The following is a 17,153-nucleotide window of genomic DNA, read 5'->3' as shown; positions in this document are numbered from 1 at the left end:
TCATTGGTTTTCTCACAGGATGGTCTTGGATCTTACATTCTTTATCTCTAGCACATCTTTAGAAAAATGGTATAACAAGCTTTCGGGCAGATTTCGCAGTCAAGGAATGATCTGGTGCAATAGCCTGCGCCCGTTGCCAACAGCTTGTTGAGGATGCTGTCAAGATATCAATTTAAACCAGGGTGCGATCGACCTTTCAACTCCCAAGCAGCGCCCGTTGCCAACAGCTTGTTGAGGATGCTGTCAAGATATCAATTTAAGCCAGGGTGCGATCGACCTTTTAACTCCCAACCAGTAAATCTCGCTAAAATCTTAAATCTCAAACCAAACCTGCGCGCATCTGTTACAATTTTCAACAAACCCAGAACAGCCCCGAACCTGAAGTCACCTGCCTAGGGATACAAGCCCCCGACAGGAGTCGTGAAGAGCAAAAATATTAGATATTTAGTTTAAGCTCCCAGATTCATCTGTAGAGTCCCTCTAAAATCTAAAATCGGCTGTGGAGTCAATCTAAAATCTAAAATCTAAAATCGATGGGCTGTGGAGTCAATTTAAAATCTAAAATCTAAAATCGATCGGCTGTGGAGTCAATCTAAAATCTAAAATCGATCGGCTGTGGAGTCAATCTAAAATCTAAAATCTAAAATCTAAAATCGACTGATGGAAATTCTGCAAACCCAACTTTACGAACTCGCACAATTTGCTAATACTATAGTAAACACTCAACTGACAAACCTGAGTTTAGTCAGCGTCGGAGTCATCTTTCTGGCAGGGTTGCTAACGAGCTTAACGCCCTGTATGCTTTCAATGTTGCCGATCACGATCGGCTACATCGGCGGATACGAAGCAAAAAGTCGCCTGCAAGCGGCAGCCCAGTCGGCTTGGTTTTCCCTGGGATTGGCCACAACCCTCGCGGGCTTAGGTATTGTGGCATCATTTGCCGGACAAGTTTACGGCAAAATTGGTCTCGGTTTGCCGATTGTTGTCAGCATTATTGCTATTCTAATGGGGCTGAATTTACTCGAAGCTTTACCCTTGCAAATGCCGTCTTTCGACGCTGTGGGGTGGGTTCCGAAGGATTTGCCGGGGGGGGTGCGATCGTACTTATTGGGATTAACTTTTGGTTTAGTAGCGTCTCCGTGCAGCACGCCGGTTTTAGCTACGCTATTAGCTTGGGTTTCCAAGACGGGAGATACAGTTTTAGGCGGTGTGTTGCTGCTGTTTTACGCTGCTGGCTATGTCGCTCCCCTGATTGTAGCAGGTACTTTCACTGCTAGCATTAAAAAGTTGTTAGAATTACGTCGGTGGTCGAGTTGGATTACGCCTGTTAGCGGCGTTTTGCTAGTAGGATTTGGCGTTTTCTCTCTGCTTTCCCGCATCCTTCCCGCGTAAGTTTCGTTGTCAGGACTTCAGTCCTTATTTAGAGATATAGCAATCACTACGGCATGGTGAATTAAGTTTTTTTTACGAACCGCAAAGACGCTAATAACACGAAGGAAGAAATAAAAGAGAAATAATTCAAAATATATTGAGGCTTGCTCAATAAAAATAATAATATTTTTTTTCATGTTTTGTTTTTCCCTCTTTTTTCTTCCCTCTTTTTTCTTCCCTCTTCCCTCTTCCCTCTTCCTTCTTCCTTCATAATTACCAATGACATCCAAAGAAGTATTTCTATCAAAACTCTCAAGCTGGGCGACTGCCCCTCAAAGGTTTTTCAAGCGAGAAATCTTGCCGGTGCTAGCAGATTTGCGGCTGGCAATTATCTTGCTGCTGGCGATCGCATTTTTCAGCATTTCGGGCACCGTCATCGAACAAGGTCAATCAGTACCCTTTTACCAATCTAACTATCCAGAACACCCCGCTTTGTTCGGCTTCCTAACTTGGAAAGTTGTGCTAATTGCAGGGCTAGACCACGTATACCGTACTTGGTGGTTTTTGTCAATCCTAATTTTGTTCGGCAGCAGCTTAACAGCTTGTACATTTACCCGACAATTTCCCGCATTAAAAGCCGCCCGCCGCTGGAAATTTTATGAAGAACCAAAGCAGTTTGAAAAATTAGCTCTCAGTGCGGAATTAGACACAGTTGCTTTAAGTTCGTTAGAACAACTTTTGCAGCAAAAAAACTACCGTATATTTCGAGAAGGCGAAAAAGTTTATGCTCGTAAGGGAATAATTGGTAAAATCGGTCCGATTATTGTTCACGCCAGTATGCTAATTATTTTAGCTGGGTCGATGTGGGGCGCGATGACGGGATTTCTCGGTCAAGAAATGGTTCCCAGCGGCGAAACATTTCAGGTGCAGAATATCATGGATGCGGGGCCTTGGGCGGGGCCGCAAATACCGAAGGATTGGTCGATGCGAGTTAATCGGTTTTGGATAGATTATACTCCCGAGGGCGGCATCGACCAATTTTACTCTGACCTGTCAGTTTTGGACAAAACCGGCCAAGAGGTCGATCGCAAAACCATTCACGTTAACAAGCCCCTCAGATACCGGGGAGTCACTTTTTATCAAGCAGATTGGGCAATAGCCGCCGTGCGAGTTCGCCTCAACAAAAGCCCGGTTTTACAATTGCCAATGGCTTTGTTAGACACTCAAGGTAAAGGCCGGATTTGGGGTGCTTGGATTCCGACAAAACCAGATTTGAGTGCGGGAGTTTCTCTGCTAGCAAAAGACTTGCAAGGAACGATGTTAGTGTACGGTACCGATGGCAAATTGTTAACTACAGTTCGCGCAGGCACGGCGGTAGAAGTTAACGGAGTGATGCTGGCAATTGATGAAGTTGTAGGCAGTACGGGATTGCAAATTAAAGCCGATCCGGGCATTCCGATCGTTTATACTGGCTTCGGGTTGCTGATGCTCAGCGTGCTGATGAGCTATCTGTCTCACTCGCAGATTTGGGCTTTGGAAAAGGACGGCAAACTATACGTCGGCGGGCGCACGAATCGCGCTCAGGTGACTTTTGAAAGAGAAGTTGTGGAGATTTTGGACAAGTTGGCAGAATCGAAAAAAGAGGAAGAAAAGAGCGAAATAGCACCGACTTCTCTAGCGAATCAAAACTAACCGCAGGGAGGGGCGGCGCACCTTACACCAGGTGAAAAACGGATAATTCAATAGGAAATAAATGTGATAAAAAGGATTGAGTTCAGTCAACACGCCTTGCTAAAAATAGAGATTCTAGAATCTAGAAAATCGCGGGGTTACAATATCAACAGATTTGATTTCGGAAACTATCATCACCCCTAGTAAGTTAGAAGCAAGTGGTGAAGGAAAGTTTATTTGTCAACAGAGATTGAATGGACTTGTCCTAAGAGTAGTTTGCCAAGAATATGATGATAAAATTTTAGTAATTACTGCTTATCCTGGTAAGAGGTCAAGATATGAAAAAGACTAGATATAGCCCTGATGTAGATGCGATGCCGATCGAAATTTCCGATTGCCCGATCGCTTATGCCGAAGATGAAGAGAACATGATTCTGCACTATTCTAGCAGCGGAGAACTGGTGTTGATTGAAATATTAAATGTCAAACAATTTATGTCATTAGAATCTCTCTCCGATGAGATACCTACCCGCTAAAGCAGTTCAAGCGGGCGGACACTCACAGGGACTGCACCTACTTATGGTGCGACACCTCAATCACTGTGTGGACGTTCCCCCGCGGCGAAAAATCGCCCTTAACCGTCGCTTCTAGGGGCGCGCAAGCGGCCACAAAATCGTCTAAAATTTGATTGATCGATTCTTCGTGAGAAATGTAGCGATCGCGATAACTGTTAACGTACAGTTTGAGCGCCTTCAACTCTACCACCCGCTCGTCGGGTACGTAAGTAACGTGAATTGTCGCAAAATCTGGATATCCAGAAAACGGACACTTGCAAGTAAACTCCGGCAAAGTAATGTTAATCGAGTAGCGCCGCCCGACTCGCGGATTCGGGAAAGTAATTAACTCGCCTTCCAAAATCTGGCGTTCGCCGTATTTCATTTCCTCGGTGCTTGACTTTTGGGACATAGTTTCTTCGGCTGCGTAGTTGTTCATAGCGATCGACTAAAAACTTGTAACATTTAATTAAATTTACGATCAATATCTGTAACAAATATCTTGACGAATTGTGTTGCGATCGATCTAATTGCAAATACTCTCAGGCTAAACTAAAACAAGTTCACCCTCGCCATCTACAATTATGCAAAATACTACCTTATCTGACAATACTTCCCCTGAAAACTCAAATAGTTACTCTCCATCGGTACCGATTTCCCTCTATCGAGAAGTCACGGCGGAGCTTCAAGCAGCCCAAGCGATGCTCGACTCGCTCAAAACCCACAATCAGCAATTAGTCCAACAAAATCAACAACTGCGGCGAGAAGTAGAAACAGTAATTCAAGTATCCCAACAGCTACAGCAAGTAGTCAACTCGGCTCAGAGCGTCACCCAGACAGGGATGCCTCAAATGCCGTCAGTCAAATTCAATTTCAGCGTTCAACCTCCGCCTCCAGCACCTGCAACCTCGCAGACTAACTCTGCCGTACCTCAACCACCTCAGGCAGTGGCTTTCCCCTTTCCCCTACCGGAACCGGAGCCAACAGCCTCCCCGATGCCGGAGAAACTTCCAGAAAAATTATTTGCAGAGGTGCCGGAAACTCCTTACCGCGTGCGCTCTCAACCAAAAAAAACTTCAGACTTAAGCGGATTGTGGTTGGCAATCGCGATTTTTCTGATTGTCATTGCCGCCTTCGGCGCAGGTTATTTAGTGGTTCGCCCTTTGTTGAAGGGGAAGTAAATTGCAACAAGAATCCCACGACTCGAAGCGTGGGATTTTAAGCAGAACCTAGCATAAAATGTTGAAAGTTACGCTAATTAGCCCTTATACTCTGGCGGCACTCGTTTCTAATGCACGAGGCGCATACTGCTCTTCACAAGCAGATTCTAGGATGCCCACCCCGGGTTCGAAACCGCGCGTAAACTCAGTGAGTTTTACCTGTTTAGCTTCCAAAGCTGTCTGTAGCACCTTCATGGCTCGGTGAGGGTCGCCGGCCCCGCAGAAAAATAAGTCTGCAGCAAAATAACCGTGTTCAGGCCAAGTATGGATTGCTATATGAGACTCTGCCAACGTAGCAGTAGCTGTCACTCCGTGAGGACTAAACTGGTGTACGCACAAATCGATGAGAGTAGCTCCTCCGGCTTCGATCGCATCGAGTATGGCGCGGCGGATACGTTCAGGATCGTTGAGCAGGTCTCCTGGAGACTGCCAAGCATCAGCGACCAGATGGGTTCCCAATTGTTTCATTCTGCGGGGTTTTACCTCTAACTCATAATGTCTCAAACCTTTTAACGATAGCACGGCGTCTAGAAATTTTCAAGTAAATTCCAAAAATATTTCAAAAATAGCGGCCAGCGCGATCGCACCGGTTTTTTTTTGGTACTTTGGCCCTGGTCGAGTGCAGGTTGAGTTAGATTGGAGTTGGATAAGGACGATCGATATTTCCTGCCACAATCGGCTTTCGCTAGAATGCGGTTAAAGCCCAACCGCCTTAATTTGCTCCTGGGTGTGGAGAAGCCAGAAACCAGCAAGGGCTGGCACTCTGGGCACCGCCCCTACATAAACCGGGTTTCTCTGTCTTCGGTTTTTTGAGGTTGAGCTACTTAATTATGATTGCTCAACTTATCAATCCCGGCTGTGAGTAGCTCCATTCGGCAAAATCGCCCCGCCCAAAGCTGCTTCATTCAAATTAGCAACATTCAAGCTCGCCCCAATCAAATTAGCTTCCGACAAATTAGTTCCTGTCAAATTCGCCCCGGTCAGAGAACTCAGCAGCAAACCGGCTCCCGACAAATTGGCGTGACTCAAATTCGCCCCCCGCAAATCCGCTTCCAGCAAGCTAGCACCAGACAAATTCGCACCGCTCAAATTAGCTCCCCGCAAAGAAGCTTTGTTCAAATTCGCAGCTCTCAAATCAGCATTGTGCAGAATCAAACCATTCAAATTGGTTTGACTCAAATTAGCTCCTTGCAAGTGCGCACCGCTCAAATTAGAGCCATTTAAATTAGCTCCTTTCAAGTCAGCACCGCTCAAGTCAGCACCGCTCAAATTAGCAGCGCAAATACAAGCCTCCCGCAGACTTGCTTCGCTCAAAGAAGCTCCAACCAAATTGACACCGCTGAGATTTCCGCGATTGAGATAAGCCCGAATTAAAGTTGCCCCGCTCAGGTTTGCCCCGTTCAAATCAACCTCGCTGAGAATCGCTCTAGTCAGATTTGCTTTGCTTAAATCAACCCCGCTCATAATTGCTCGGCTCAGCGTCGCCCCGCTCAAATTAGCCTCAGTTAGTTTCGAGCCACTTACCAAACAAGCTCCTACTAAGCTCGCTCCAGTCATCACAGCTTTGCTCAAGTCAGCCTGAGACAATATTGCTCCGCTGAGATTGGCTCCGCTAAAATCTGCTGCGACCGCCACAGTTCCAGTTAAACTGCAACTGCCGAGGTTAGCTTCAATTAATTTCGCCTTAGATAAATTAGCCCCGCTCAAGTCTGCACCGTTTAAATTAGCTCCAATTAGTTTGCTTCTAATTAAGTTGGCCTCTTTCAAATTAGCGCTGCTCAAATTTGTTCGACTGAGATTAGCTTCACTCAAATGAGCTGCAATGAGGTTAGCCCCTCGAAAATCTCGTTCCCCGTTTCTATGTCTAGTTAAAAGTTCATCGGCACTTAAAAGCTCAGTGAAATTCATAAAAAAATTGAGTGAGTTTCCTTAATTTCTCGATGTTCTATGTTGTCTGAAAGTTTGTACTATCGTGTTTGGTAGTAAGTTTTTTCAACCAATACTGCCACAGTAACAATTGTCACAACTGGTTGATTCCTAACATCACCCTGCTAACTTAGTTATAACTTACGAGAAACCGGGTTTATCGTAAAAAATCTGGGGTTGGTCAGCGCGCAGTCATGAATAAACCGAATTGTTCGCCGCGTTAAGCCCTGTAAGTCTGATTTTGCTAGTAATTAGTCGGCGGTTGATGTTAGTGATTAGCAGTTAGTTGTATTTATAGTAACTGCTAATCACTAACTATTAACTGCTAACCCTTGACCAAAATACCGAGAAGTTGTCGATCGCTCTTGTTAAGGTCGATCTAATATTTGGGGTATTGCTGGCGCGCTCTGCGCCGCATTCTGACCCGAAAAATTGCTGGTACAGACGATCGAATTTATTAGTGCAATCAAGAAACAAGATATCGGAGCTTCAACCCCGAATGCTTTCTACATAAGTGCCTTCTATGTTCGATCGCCCATGAAAGCAGAGCCCGGTCAGCTCAGCTAGTTTCACCTCCCCCCACTGTGCTGCGCACAGCGTGAAATCCAACAGGAAAGCTGTTTCCCTCGGAGTGCTGAGCGAGTCGCAGGCGAAGCCAGCAATACGCTGTCAGTAGCCTGAGATTTCGCGAAAAAATGCGTCGCGAGCCATTGTGCTCCCGCGCTGCTGTGCTTGCTGTCAATCTTTACTCGATCCATGAGCGCTTGCGGTTCTAATTAACAGAACGCCCGACACCAGACGCGCTCCCCGACATAAAAGCTTTTCCTGGGATTCTCAAATGCTTCGCTGAGGCATTCCCAGAAAAACTGTATTCCTTTAGCAGGTCTTGCCAACGGCAATTGGGTTGCTACAGCCAAGCAATGACCAGCCCAAGTCTTGCCCCAAGGCTCCGACAATATTATTATTCTAATACTTGCCGACCACCGCAGGCCGTACTCAGCGCGCGGGACTGCCTATTTCACCTGTATAAGTTGCTGAAAGTAGCCGCCCCATAATTAAAGATAGTCGCTCTTTGACTAACCGGGCAATATCTGCTGTAATTTATGTCATCAAATTTGATAATACTGCGGGGTTTGCAATCGAGCAGTAGTGAGTGTTACAGACTAAAAAAACACTGGGGATTTAGGATCTAAAAATTAAGGGAGCCGATCGAGCCACCGGCGGTGTCGCCCACCTTGCCAATCAAAATTAAACTTTTGACAGGTCGCTTTTTTTTTAAGTTTCCAGAACAAAACAAAAGCCGACTTCCAGAGAAAAAGCCGACTTTTGAGATAATTTTAGCGGCAAAGGTTACAATGCCTAGCTCGCCCGTGTTGGTTCGATCGCTTTCCACAATCCGAGTGCGCGAATGCGATTACCATGCCGGAATTAGAAACAATACCCCAACAAAGTCTGAACTATCAAACCCGACGGTTGCCCGTAACGCCCTGATTGGGATCGTAAATAGTAGCCGTAGTATCAACCCCTGGAGTGCCAGGAGCACCGTAATCAGCCCGAGCACTATCGACGCTGGGAGTATAGTCGTAGGTGTTCCAATGCTGGATGCCTCCGCGGCTCAGAATGGTTTCAGCTTTAGCGACTTCAGCTTCGCTGCCGTCAACCAGTACCAAGTAATCTCCCCTTGCCACGCGATCGTTGTATGCTCTAGCTTGCTCTTCGGGAATTCCCATACCGACTAAAGCTCCGATCAAGCCGCCTGCTGCCGCACCCAAAGCCGTACCAGCGAGTGTAGTGGCGAGCGCCGTAGCTGAAGCTCCTGCCAGCATAATCGGCCCGATTCCCGGAATTGCCACTAGGCCCAGACCTACCAACAAGCCTGTCAAACCGCCCAAAGTGCCGCCTGTGAGTGCGCCCTTAGTCGCTCCTTCATCCGCCTTGTTGTCCGCGCTGTCGTGCACGTCAATGCCTGCGATGTCGCCTTTAGACTCAGCATCCTTAGCGATGACCGAAACCCGATTCATGTCGAAACCGGCAGTTCTCAGTTCTCCCAGTGCGTGTTCCGTCTCGCGGCGGGTTGAAAATACTCCCACTGCGCGCTTCTGGTGGCCCCCCGCCCTGCGGCCGGTGTCTGCTGGCACATCGTAAATGCCCCAATCCTGAATGCCCCGCACGCTCAGAATTCCTTCGGCTGTGGCAAGTTCGGCATCTGTTCCTTCTACGAATACCAAATATTCACCGCGCGAGACGCGATCGCTATAAACCTTAGCTTTTGATTCGGGAACTCCCAAACCTACCAAACCGCCGACCAAACCGCCCGCTGCAGCCCCAATCGCGCCTCCGACTACAGTATCGGCCAGCAGAGTTGCGATCGCGCCCCCCGCCATCACCGGGCCAACTCCCGGAATTGCTAGCGCTCCAATGCTTCCGAGCAATCCAATCAAACCGCCCGTCACGGCTCCTGCTGTCGCGCCTGCTTTTGCGCCGCCGCCCACTTTCTCGTCGGTACCCTTACCAGCGCTAGCGCCGGCAATATCGCTGCGATCGAGATTTTCCCCAACTACCGAAACTTTATTCATCGGAAACCCGCTACTTTGCAGTTCCATCAGGGCTAGTTCCGTATCTCGGTAATTAGAAAATGCTCCTACAGCTCGCTTGTGTTGACCTAAAGCCATTTTTTTTTCTCCTGCAAATTATACTTTTACACAACCACAGAATTTATGCTCTGCCATCAATCACATTTAGTCATTTTTTGCCAACATTTTTCATCGGTCGGTGGGAATAACTTTCCGCTCTATCTTCAGGCTGGTTTCAAACTATTTATCCGGCATGGAAATCGGAAATTGGGAAGGGGAAGTTGCAGGTATTGCGCGAGTTTTGAATGGGTGAATTTAAAATTAAATTTAAACTCTTTCACTTAAAACCCCGATCTCTCTAGAGAGTCACCTAAGCCTTGTAATCTGCTCTGCAAGCAATCTTACAATGCCAAACTTTACCCTCTTCCCTCAGACTTCTATCCTAGATAACTAAATCTTTCCCTCGGACTTCTTCCGGCTCATTTATTGATTGCTGCTAGGGGAGGCGGGTGCAGCAGGGGCGACAACAGCCGTAACATTCACATCTTTGACACCCTTAATCTCTTTAGCTAGCGGCTCAATTTTAGCTAGATCGGTTTGATTGGGAACTGTGCCACCTACGGTGACAAGCCCGTCTTTTGCCTCCACAGTTAGCTGACCTTGAGTGATGTTTACTTCTAACTTAGAGCGGACTTCACTTTGAAGGTCGCCATCGGCTCTTATTGCATCGCCGCCCGTCACATTGTTGCGCTGTTCTCTGGCCCTGATATCAGAATTTGCTTGGTTTTTGCGAATATCGCTAGTTGCGTCACCCTGAGTTTTTTGAACTGTCTCGGCTGGGGGCGGGCTATTGCGATTTTCTGTGGTAGAGTTAGGAGAATCAGCGCTAGTTTTAGCTCCTTCGCTGCAAGCAGCAGCTCCAAACAATAGGAGGCCGCTCAGGATAACTGGTGTTAGCTTGTTCATAATATGTTAATAACCTCCGGGTAAGCTTTCAATGAGCCTGACTTCTTCGTTGAGCCAGATTATGCAATACAGAATCTTTACAAAATCTTTGTTTGTGTTTTCTGCGTTTGTGTTTTCTGCGTTTGTGTTTTCTGCGTTTGTGTTTTCGTTGGATTTTAAAATCCTTATTTAAAATATATAAACTTTAGGAAGCAGGTACATCGCTCCACAGGTGTAAATTTTATCTACGTCGTTAGATAGAGTACAAAAAACCAAATCAGGTCTCAGCTCCAATTTAACTTAATTAGTCGGGGAAGCACTATTCCTCAGAAACCAGGTTAATTCCGAGATTTTGAGTTAGTAAAGCGAATATTTTCCCATACACCAAGTTTAAAAACCAGGACTTACCCGTCGGGGCCGATGCGAAACCGAGTTTTTTGTGCGCGTGTGCGGTCTACAATGCGTTTTTTCAATGCGTTTTTTCGTAAAAAAACCGATTTCTCAACAATCGTGCCTAAGTCATAAAAGTGTAAGTTTGATTAATAAATTCGATCGCTACTCATAACTAATTTTGCCGTCTTTCCTGTTCTCTCAACATCTAGCCGTTAAATCCGTTAAATCTCGTACACTGCTGGTTGCCGAACTTCCGGCTTCAAAACAAACGAAAAGAGTCAAGAAATTTTTGAGCATTTTCGGGTTCTGGGGAAGTGACAACCAGCCCGTAAACGCGCGTTTCCACCAAAAAAACTTGACCTACACCTACAGGTTCAGCGGGGGAAAGCTGCTGAAACTCAAACTCTTTTCCTGGATAGCCTCCGAGGGAAATATCCCGCACTTGCAACAATTTTGCATTCGCCCCCACGACAAAGAAATCAACGGCATTATTTAAAGTAATTTTAATATTATTGTTGCTTTGCCGGAAATCTAGGTCAAAGTATTGAAGTAAATAAGTTTCTTTGTTTTTTAAGATCGATCTGTATGTATGAGCGGTAACTTGAGTTGAAAAAGTTTCCGAATTTATTTTGGGAGTTCCCGGCATATCGATCGCAAACTGACCCATCGCCGAGCAAAATGGCTGCCACTCTGGCGTCTGAATTTCGGCCCGCTGCGGGGCTGGTTGAGATGCAGCGGGACGGGCAAACTTGACAGGGTATAAAAGTAATGTAGCAGTAACTAGAAGTAAATACAAAAATTTCATTTGGGTAAAAATTATATATGCCCGATCGATCTGCGCTAGCCTAGAAATATATCCGCAAACGGGAGATTTATGCTGAATATTATATTTACTCAACGGCGAGGCAACTCTCAAGGTCGATCTAAAACCAGTAAAACCAATAAAACCAATATACTCGCTGCTGTAAATACTTGGCTGGCTGTGTGTATGCTGGCTGCTGTCACAGCTTGTGCAAACAGCCCCAACAGCAAGGCACTCGAAGAATCATTAGCCGCCGATCCCCAATTAAAACAAAATCCCGTGGTTTTCTCTTCTGCGCCACCAGCGACAGCAATTGAGACAAACTCTACCGCCAAACTTCCTCCCGATTTCCCGACAGAGATTCCACTCTATCCTAATGCTGAGTTAATCGAAGTTGGTGGCAAAACCGATCCGTCGCAAAAAAATGTGCGGCTGCGCTGGGAGAGTACAGATCCGGTAAATTCGGTTCAGAACTTTTACTCCACAGAGTTTGGGCGTCGCAACTGGGAAATAGTCAGCCGCCCAACCGCTGAGGGACAAGGTTCTTTAGTCGCAACCCGAGATAATTTGCGGGTAACAGTGTCTCTTTCTCCTACTCAGAAAGTAGGAGGTTCTACAGAATTTACGATCGACTACAGCAAAGATGGGTCAGCAATTGCCGCCAGTCCCCAACCTAATAATCCCGAGTCTAGCGCATCTCCAACCGCTTCACCAACTCCATCTAATTCAGAGGGAACTACTCCAACGCCATCCGCCTCGCCAAAATCAGCAAAAGTTAGCCAACAAGACGGTCAAATTCCTCAACAGTTGCGGCAGTATGTGGCAGATTTAACTCAGTTGGAAGTGCTGAAAGTGCGAGCGACAGAAAATGCTAATTTAGAAACTGCCAGCACTTTGCCCAAACCCAACAAAATTGTCACTCGCCGCGAATACGCCCGCTGGTTAGTAGCAGCTAACAATCAAATTTATGCTAGCCGTCAAGCCAAACAAATTAGATTAGCAGTAGACTCTAGCGAATCGGCTTTTTCTGACGTACCCAAAACTGACCCTGATTTTTCAGCAATTCAAGGTTTAGCAGAAGCCGGTGTAATTCCGAGTTCGCTTTCGGGAGAAACTAAAGATGTGAAATTTCGCCCGGATGCACCTTTAACTCGCGAAACAATGATTCTTTGGAAAGTGCCTTTAGATACTCGTCAAGTTTTGCCGACAGCTAACATTGAGGGAGTGAAAGAAAAGTGGGGTTTTCAAGATGCTTCTAAGATTGATTCTCAGGCATCTCGGGCTGTTTTAGCTGATTTCAACAATGGAGATTTGGCGAATATTCGCCGCGTTTTTGGTTTTACTACTCTGTTTCAGCCGAAGAAATCCGTGACTCGCGCCGAAGCTGCTGCTAGTTTGTGGTATTTTGGCATTCAAGATCAGGGATTGTCGGCTAAAGATGCCCTGGAGGCCAAATCTCAACCAGCCCCATAGAGTTGTTTGGGGTGGTTAAAAGTGTGGAACGAAGCATCTACATTCCTGGACGCACGCTAACCCAAAAAACCCGGTTTCTCGTTGTCGCGATCGAGCTAATATGACCCAATTACGTGCAGAAACCGGGTTTTTGCGTCCAGTCCAGAACAGATCTACTTACCAATACCAATAAACCGGGTTTTTTCTCTGCAACAAAACCCGGTTTTTGCGTCCAAGACTGACGAAATTGTACCAAGTTTTGACAAATCGGCGCGCGATCGCCCGCCACACAAATTGCAGCTTGAGTTGCTAATATTTCTGTGAATATGACTTACCCAGCAACCAATTTTTATCTACGAAAATGGGCAGTAAAACGTGAAGGATATCGGTTGAACAACCCAGTTTCTTTAATCCCCCTGCGCGAGTCATCCTAAAAAATCCTGTCAAACACTATACATCGGCTTCTCTGTGGGCGGTTCGCACCCTAAGGAAGAGATTTTTTGCTTTAGTCTTAATTTCTGTATCCTGCCACACAACCCCTGCATTTGGCTGGCAAATTTTGTGAGTATTTTCACTAACAATTTTCCAAACTCTCAGTATGATTCCGGATGCGGTAGCGGCCTTAAGGATAAAAGAAAAAGAGTGTTTGAGCTCAGGGAGAGCGTTTTTCAATGTACCATATTAACCTATTTACCCCGCAAGACATGGCAAAATGCAGCTTAGTCCTGCGCCAGTTCGGTAGAAATACCGCTAGTATGGAAGCTAGCAGTCAGAAGATTGTTAAATATATTTACCAACATTTTTGCGATTCGGAAACGGGAGAAAATACCTGTGCCTTAGTGCGTATGTTCAAAACTCATCCCTACGGGGAATTAGAAGACTCATTGCAGCAATCCGCCCGCCGCTTGATGAACGGCAATTCCCCCGCCGCCGACATGAAATGTTGGACTCTGCTAGCAGCAGCAGGCACAGAACCGCAGTGGAATTCTCGGCATACAGCAGCCGAAAATACAGCTATTCCGTTAGTTAGCGCCAAATTAGTGGCTCAAATCCCGGCGATTTCGGAAATAATCCGGCAGTTCGGTTTAGACATTCCTACAGTCCTCGGAATTGAGCGAGAAAGGTTCCTGCAATTAGAACCCGCAGTATTAAATATTTTTCACGTATCACAGGCAAAAGGCAGCCCTTTTATTTCCGAACAAAATTCCTTAATTATCCCCTACCAAATCAAGTCTGTATTGGGATTTGGGGGACTTTTGCGGTCGGGAAGTTTGTTTGCTGTAGTGATGTTCCTGAAAGTTAAAATTCCCGAAACCACGGCTGAAATGTTTAAATATTTGGCACTGAGTGTCAAAACAGCCTTGTCCCTTACCGAAGAAAAAAATGTTTTTAACCCTTCATCTGATTGCTCAAATCTTGCAGACAATCACAAAATTTATGACATTCAATTCCTAGAATATCAAATAGCAAACTTGATTCAATTGCTGGATTTTTCAGAACAGGAAATGCTCAGGCAAGCAGCTCGTTTTCAACAGACAATTGACAAATTGCAGCGCGAAATTGCCAATCGCAAAAACAAGGAACAACCTTTGCAAACAAGCCGCGACCCATTCACCGACATCCTCAATTTTGCCGAAGATGCTATTGTTAGCTTCGAGGAAAATCAAGGAAGTCAGCGTTTTAATCAAGGTCAAGAAAAGATTTAACCCAAGCTATCTGTTTAGCAAGCGGTTTTTTTGAGAAACCGCGTTGCTCGGTCTTGTGTTTTTTGACTGCATTGAAACCTGTCGAAAATTATATTATGCCGATCGCACAACCCGATAAAATCGGTAGTGAGGAGTTCAGCGGCTTCTGGATGCTAAAATCACGCCGTACCAGTTATCTATTGGTATTTGCTTTCTGATCCGAAATCCTATGTTTTCAATAACTTGTCGGGTTTCGGCGTGAGTGTGACCCGACCACAAGTGATATTCTACAGAAAGGTGTTGCACGAGTTGCCAAGTATCTCGATCTTCAAATAACAGCCATTCTGCACCTTCGCAGTCTACTTTGGCTAAGTCCACGCTGCCACCAATTCGCTCGATCGCCCTGCGAAATGATACCATCGGTATGTCGCCGCTTTCGCTGACAGTCGATCGGGTTTTTCCCGAGACTTCCCGAATGTCGAGCACTACTTTACCATCTTCGGCTCCTACAGCTTCCAGAAAATATGTAAAGTTTGCGATTTGAGATTGATGTTTGAGGTAATTTTCCAGGTGGCGGTTAGGTTCGTAGGCGTGAATCACGGCATGGGGAAACCTGTTTCTGGCAGCAATTGCAAACAACCCAACATTGGCTCCAATATCAATAATTGTCATCAGGGATTCAGATAATTGTTCTACTCCGTAGCAGTCGTCTAAAAGCACTTCTATAAATTCTCCATCCATGCCTTTTTCTGAAGGCAAGTTTACATTTTGGCGCTTGGCCAGTACAATCAGATTGTCGGGAACGCTAAAGTTAGCAACTCTGTTAAATTTGATGCCTAATTTGCGGGCCCGAGTTTGTCGTTGCAGAAGTCGAAAAATTTTAGCGAAAAAAAACATAAATTAAATAACATAGTTATCTGTATATTAACCTTCGCTAGCCAACCAGAAAATCAAAAATGTTAGAATTAGATCGACTGTTCCAAACTATCGAAGAGTTAGTAATGCTCCACTCCCCCAGCGGTGCGGAGTCGGAAATTAACCAGCGGTTGATGGAAAAATTCGCCGCCCTAGGAGTGAATGCTTGGGTCGATCGCGCGGACAATGCGATCGTCCTAATTAAGGGCCGCAATCCCCAAAGGTCGATCGCCATTACCGCCCACAAAGATGAAATCGGGGCCCTAGTCAAAACAATAGGCGATCGCGGCCGCGTCGAAGTCCGCAAACTGGGCGGCGCCTTCCCTTGGGTGTACGGCGAAGGTGCGGTCGATTTATTGGGCGACAAGCAAACAATTAGCGGCATTCTCAGCTTCGGAAGCCGCCACGTATCCCACGAATCCCCGCAAAAAGCTCAGCAGGAAAAAACTCCGCTAAACTGGGAAAATGCCTGGATCGAAACTAAATGTACCGCCGAGGAATTAGCCGAGGCGGGAATTCGACCGGGCACGCGGATGGTGGTGGGAAAGCACCGCAAACGCCCGCTGCGGTTGAAAGATTGGATCGCGAGCTACACCCTCGACAACAAGGCTTCAGTGGCGATTTTGCTGGCTCTGGCGGAATGTTTGAAAGAGCCTGCGGTGAATGTTTATTTGGTGGCTTCGGCGAAGGAGGAGGTTGGGGCGATCGGCGCTTTGTATTTCTCGCAGCGGCAACAGTTGGACGCGCTGATCGCTTTGGAAATTTGCCCTCTGGCGCCAGAATACCCGATCGAAGATGGCGAAAGCCCGGTTTTGTTGGTTCAGGACGGCTACGGAGTCTACGATGAAGGGTTGAACGGGGAACTGCGCGCAGCAGCCTCCGCAGCCGGCGTAGAGGTGCAGTTGGCGGTAATTAGCGGTTTTGGGAGCGACGCTTCGATCGCCATGAAGTTCGGCCACGTGGCCCGCGCCGCTTGTTTGGCGTTCCCCACGCAGAACACCCACGGTTTTGAGATTGCTCACTTGGGGGCGATCGACAATTGTGCTCGTATCCTCAAAGCCTACTGTGACGAGCTTTGGGACGAGTAGAAAAAAAACTTTCGCAAAGTAGTTGACAGATTGGGAAAGATTAGTTAAGGTAATAAAGGTGCGGAACACAAGCAAACGCAACGCGCCCCCATCGTCTAGAGGCCTAGGACACATCCCTTTCACGGATGCGACGGGGATTCGAATTCCCCTGGGGGTATTTAAAATTTAACTCTGATATCACTTTGATATCTAGTGTGTGGGGTTGGCATCTTGCCAGCCCTTACTGCTAGGTATCACTTTTGCTTTTGTGGTTCGGCAGAAACTTAGTCTTTGGTTAAGGAAGCAAATCTTTTTCTATTAAATCAATCAATTCAAAAATATTTATTGAATAGCTAGGTTCAACATTACTCGGGGAGTTTTGTTGATTACTAATCCTGAGCATAATGCTGCAAATGATAGTATTTGGATTGGATTGCTGCGAACTACTTTTAAGTTTTGATTAAAAGGGAATTGAAAGAAATAGGTATGGCGAATTATAATGCTGGGGGGGTGACAAAGAGGTCTACGAGATAGACTGTATAAGGGTTGAAGCCCGCATACCTTGTTGGTAAAAGCGGC

General features: G+C 46.3%; 16 protein-coding genes and 1 tRNA gene. 9 read left to right on the top strand and 8 right to left on the bottom strand.

The genetic code is table 11. The features are described from left to right. Positions 1-657 precede the first annotated feature (657 nt). Positions 658-1,392: a cytochrome c biogenesis protein CcdA gene (locus tag QUA80_RS30835; RefSeq protein WP_333428749.1), complete on the top strand. Its 735-nt coding sequence runs from the start codon at positions 658-660 to the stop codon at positions 1,390-1,392. A 17-nt stretch (positions 1,393-1,409) separates the two neighbouring features. Here the strand turns inward: QUA80_RS30835 and QUA80_RS30830 are convergent, their stop codons facing one another. Continuing rightward, entirely contained in the window at positions 1,410-1,661 is a 252-nt protein-coding gene (locus tag QUA80_RS30830; RefSeq protein ID WP_333428747.1) for a hypothetical protein, read from the bottom strand. Between QUA80_RS30830 and QUA80_RS30825 the strand changes: the two genes are divergently transcribed. From QUA80_RS30825 to QUA80_RS30820, 3 genes are all read left to right on the top strand, one after another. Further along, the gene (locus QUA80_RS30825; protein ID WP_333428746.1) at positions 1,651-3,063 is read left to right on the top strand and encodes a cytochrome c biogenesis protein; all 1,413 of its coding nucleotides are present in this window, start codon (positions 1,651-1,653) and stop codon (positions 3,061-3,063) included. The genes QUA80_RS30830 and QUA80_RS30825 overlap by 11 nt on opposite strands. 154 nt (positions 3,064-3,217) lie before the next feature. Further along, positions 3,218-3,394, top strand: coding sequence for a hypothetical protein (locus tag QUA80_RS34015; protein WP_445302309.1), 177 nt, complete (start codon positions 3,218-3,220; stop codon positions 3,392-3,394). Further along, positions 3,381-3,578, top strand: a complete 198-nt coding sequence (locus QUA80_RS30820; protein ID WP_333428745.1) for a DUF2283 domain-containing protein — start codon at positions 3,381-3,383, stop codon at positions 3,576-3,578. Before QUA80_RS34015 ends, QUA80_RS30820 begins: the two co-directional genes overlap by 14 nt. A 37-nt stretch (positions 3,579-3,615) precedes the next feature. On the opposite strand, the gene queF is transcribed toward QUA80_RS30820, so the two are convergent. Then, on the bottom strand, positions 3,616-4,035 hold the full coding sequence (gene queF, locus QUA80_RS30815) for a preQ(1) synthase (RefSeq protein ID WP_333428744.1): 420 nt from the start codon (positions 4,033-4,035) through the stop codon (positions 3,616-3,618). 145 nt (positions 4,036-4,180) lie between these two features. Here queF and QUA80_RS30810 point away from each other — a divergent pair, with 145 nt between their 5' ends. Then, positions 4,181-4,777, top strand: coding sequence for a hypothetical protein (locus QUA80_RS30810; RefSeq protein ID WP_333428743.1), 597 nt, complete (start codon positions 4,181-4,183; stop codon positions 4,775-4,777). Positions 4,778-4,861: 84 nt separating this feature from the next. Here QUA80_RS30810 and speD read toward each other — a convergent pair whose 3' ends face one another. The 5 genes from speD to QUA80_RS30785 form a co-directional block, all read right to left on the bottom strand. After that, on the bottom strand, positions 4,862-5,284 hold the full coding sequence (gene speD, locus QUA80_RS30805) for an adenosylmethionine decarboxylase (protein ID WP_333428748.1): 423 nt from the start codon (positions 5,282-5,284) through the stop codon (positions 4,862-4,864). Positions 5,285-5,662: 378 nt separating this feature from the next. Further along, the gene (locus QUA80_RS30800) at positions 5,663-6,724 is read right to left on the bottom strand and encodes a pentapeptide repeat-containing protein (RefSeq protein WP_333428742.1); all 1,062 of its coding nucleotides are present in this window, start codon (positions 6,722-6,724) and stop codon (positions 5,663-5,665) included. Positions 6,725-8,202: 1,478 nt separating this feature from the next. Next, complete coding sequence (locus QUA80_RS30795; RefSeq protein ID WP_333428741.1) at positions 8,203-9,414, bottom strand: histidine kinase; 1,212 nt, start codon at positions 9,412-9,414, stop codon at positions 8,203-8,205. A gap of 384 nt (positions 9,415-9,798) precedes the next feature. Further along, the gene (locus tag QUA80_RS30790) at positions 9,799-10,281 is read right to left on the bottom strand and encodes a BON domain-containing protein (RefSeq protein ID WP_333428740.1); all 483 of its coding nucleotides are present in this window, start codon (positions 10,279-10,281) and stop codon (positions 9,799-9,801) included. A 631-nt stretch (positions 10,282-10,912) separates the two neighbouring features. Continuing rightward, positions 10,913-11,458, bottom strand: coding sequence for a hypothetical protein (locus tag QUA80_RS30785; protein WP_333428739.1), 546 nt, complete (start codon positions 11,456-11,458; stop codon positions 10,913-10,915). Positions 11,459-11,527: 69 nt separating this feature from the next. Here QUA80_RS30785 and QUA80_RS30780 point away from each other — a divergent pair, with 69 nt between their 5' ends. Further along, a complete protein-coding gene (locus tag QUA80_RS30780) occupies positions 11,528-12,928 on the top strand; it encodes an S-layer homology domain-containing protein (RefSeq protein WP_333428738.1) in 1,401 nt (466 codons plus the stop codon). A 650-nt stretch (positions 12,929-13,578) separates the two neighbouring features. Then, a complete protein-coding gene (locus QUA80_RS30775; protein WP_333428737.1) occupies positions 13,579-14,613 on the top strand; it encodes a histidine kinase in 1,035 nt (344 codons plus the stop codon). Between the two features lie 135 nt (positions 14,614-14,748). Here the strand turns inward: QUA80_RS30775 and QUA80_RS30770 are convergent, their stop codons facing one another. After that, positions 14,749-15,489: an FkbM family methyltransferase gene (locus QUA80_RS30770; RefSeq protein ID WP_333428736.1), complete on the bottom strand. Its 741-nt coding sequence runs from the start codon at positions 15,487-15,489 to the stop codon at positions 14,749-14,751. A 59-nt stretch (positions 15,490-15,548) separates the two neighbouring features. Here QUA80_RS30770 and QUA80_RS30765 point away from each other — a divergent pair, with 59 nt between their 5' ends. Together QUA80_RS30765 and QUA80_RS30760 are read left to right on the top strand one after the other, a co-directional pair. Continuing rightward, positions 15,549-16,595 (top strand): M42 family peptidase, encoded by a 1,047-nt coding sequence (locus tag QUA80_RS30765; protein ID WP_333428735.1) that lies wholly within the window; start codon positions 15,549-15,551, stop codon positions 16,593-16,595. A gap of 84 nt (positions 16,596-16,679) precedes the next feature. Further along, a tRNA-Glu gene (locus QUA80_RS30760) sits at positions 16,680-16,752 on the top strand. The last annotated feature ends 401 nt before the right edge of the window (positions 16,753-17,153 follow it).

Source organism: Microcoleus sp. F4-D5 (genome assembly GCF_036704885.1).
Lineage (GTDB): Bacteria > Cyanobacteriota > Cyanobacteriia > Cyanobacteriales > Microcoleaceae > Microcoleus.
The sequence above is the reverse complement of the archived record's forward strand: the minus strand, read 5'-3'. Positions and strand labels throughout refer to the sequence as shown.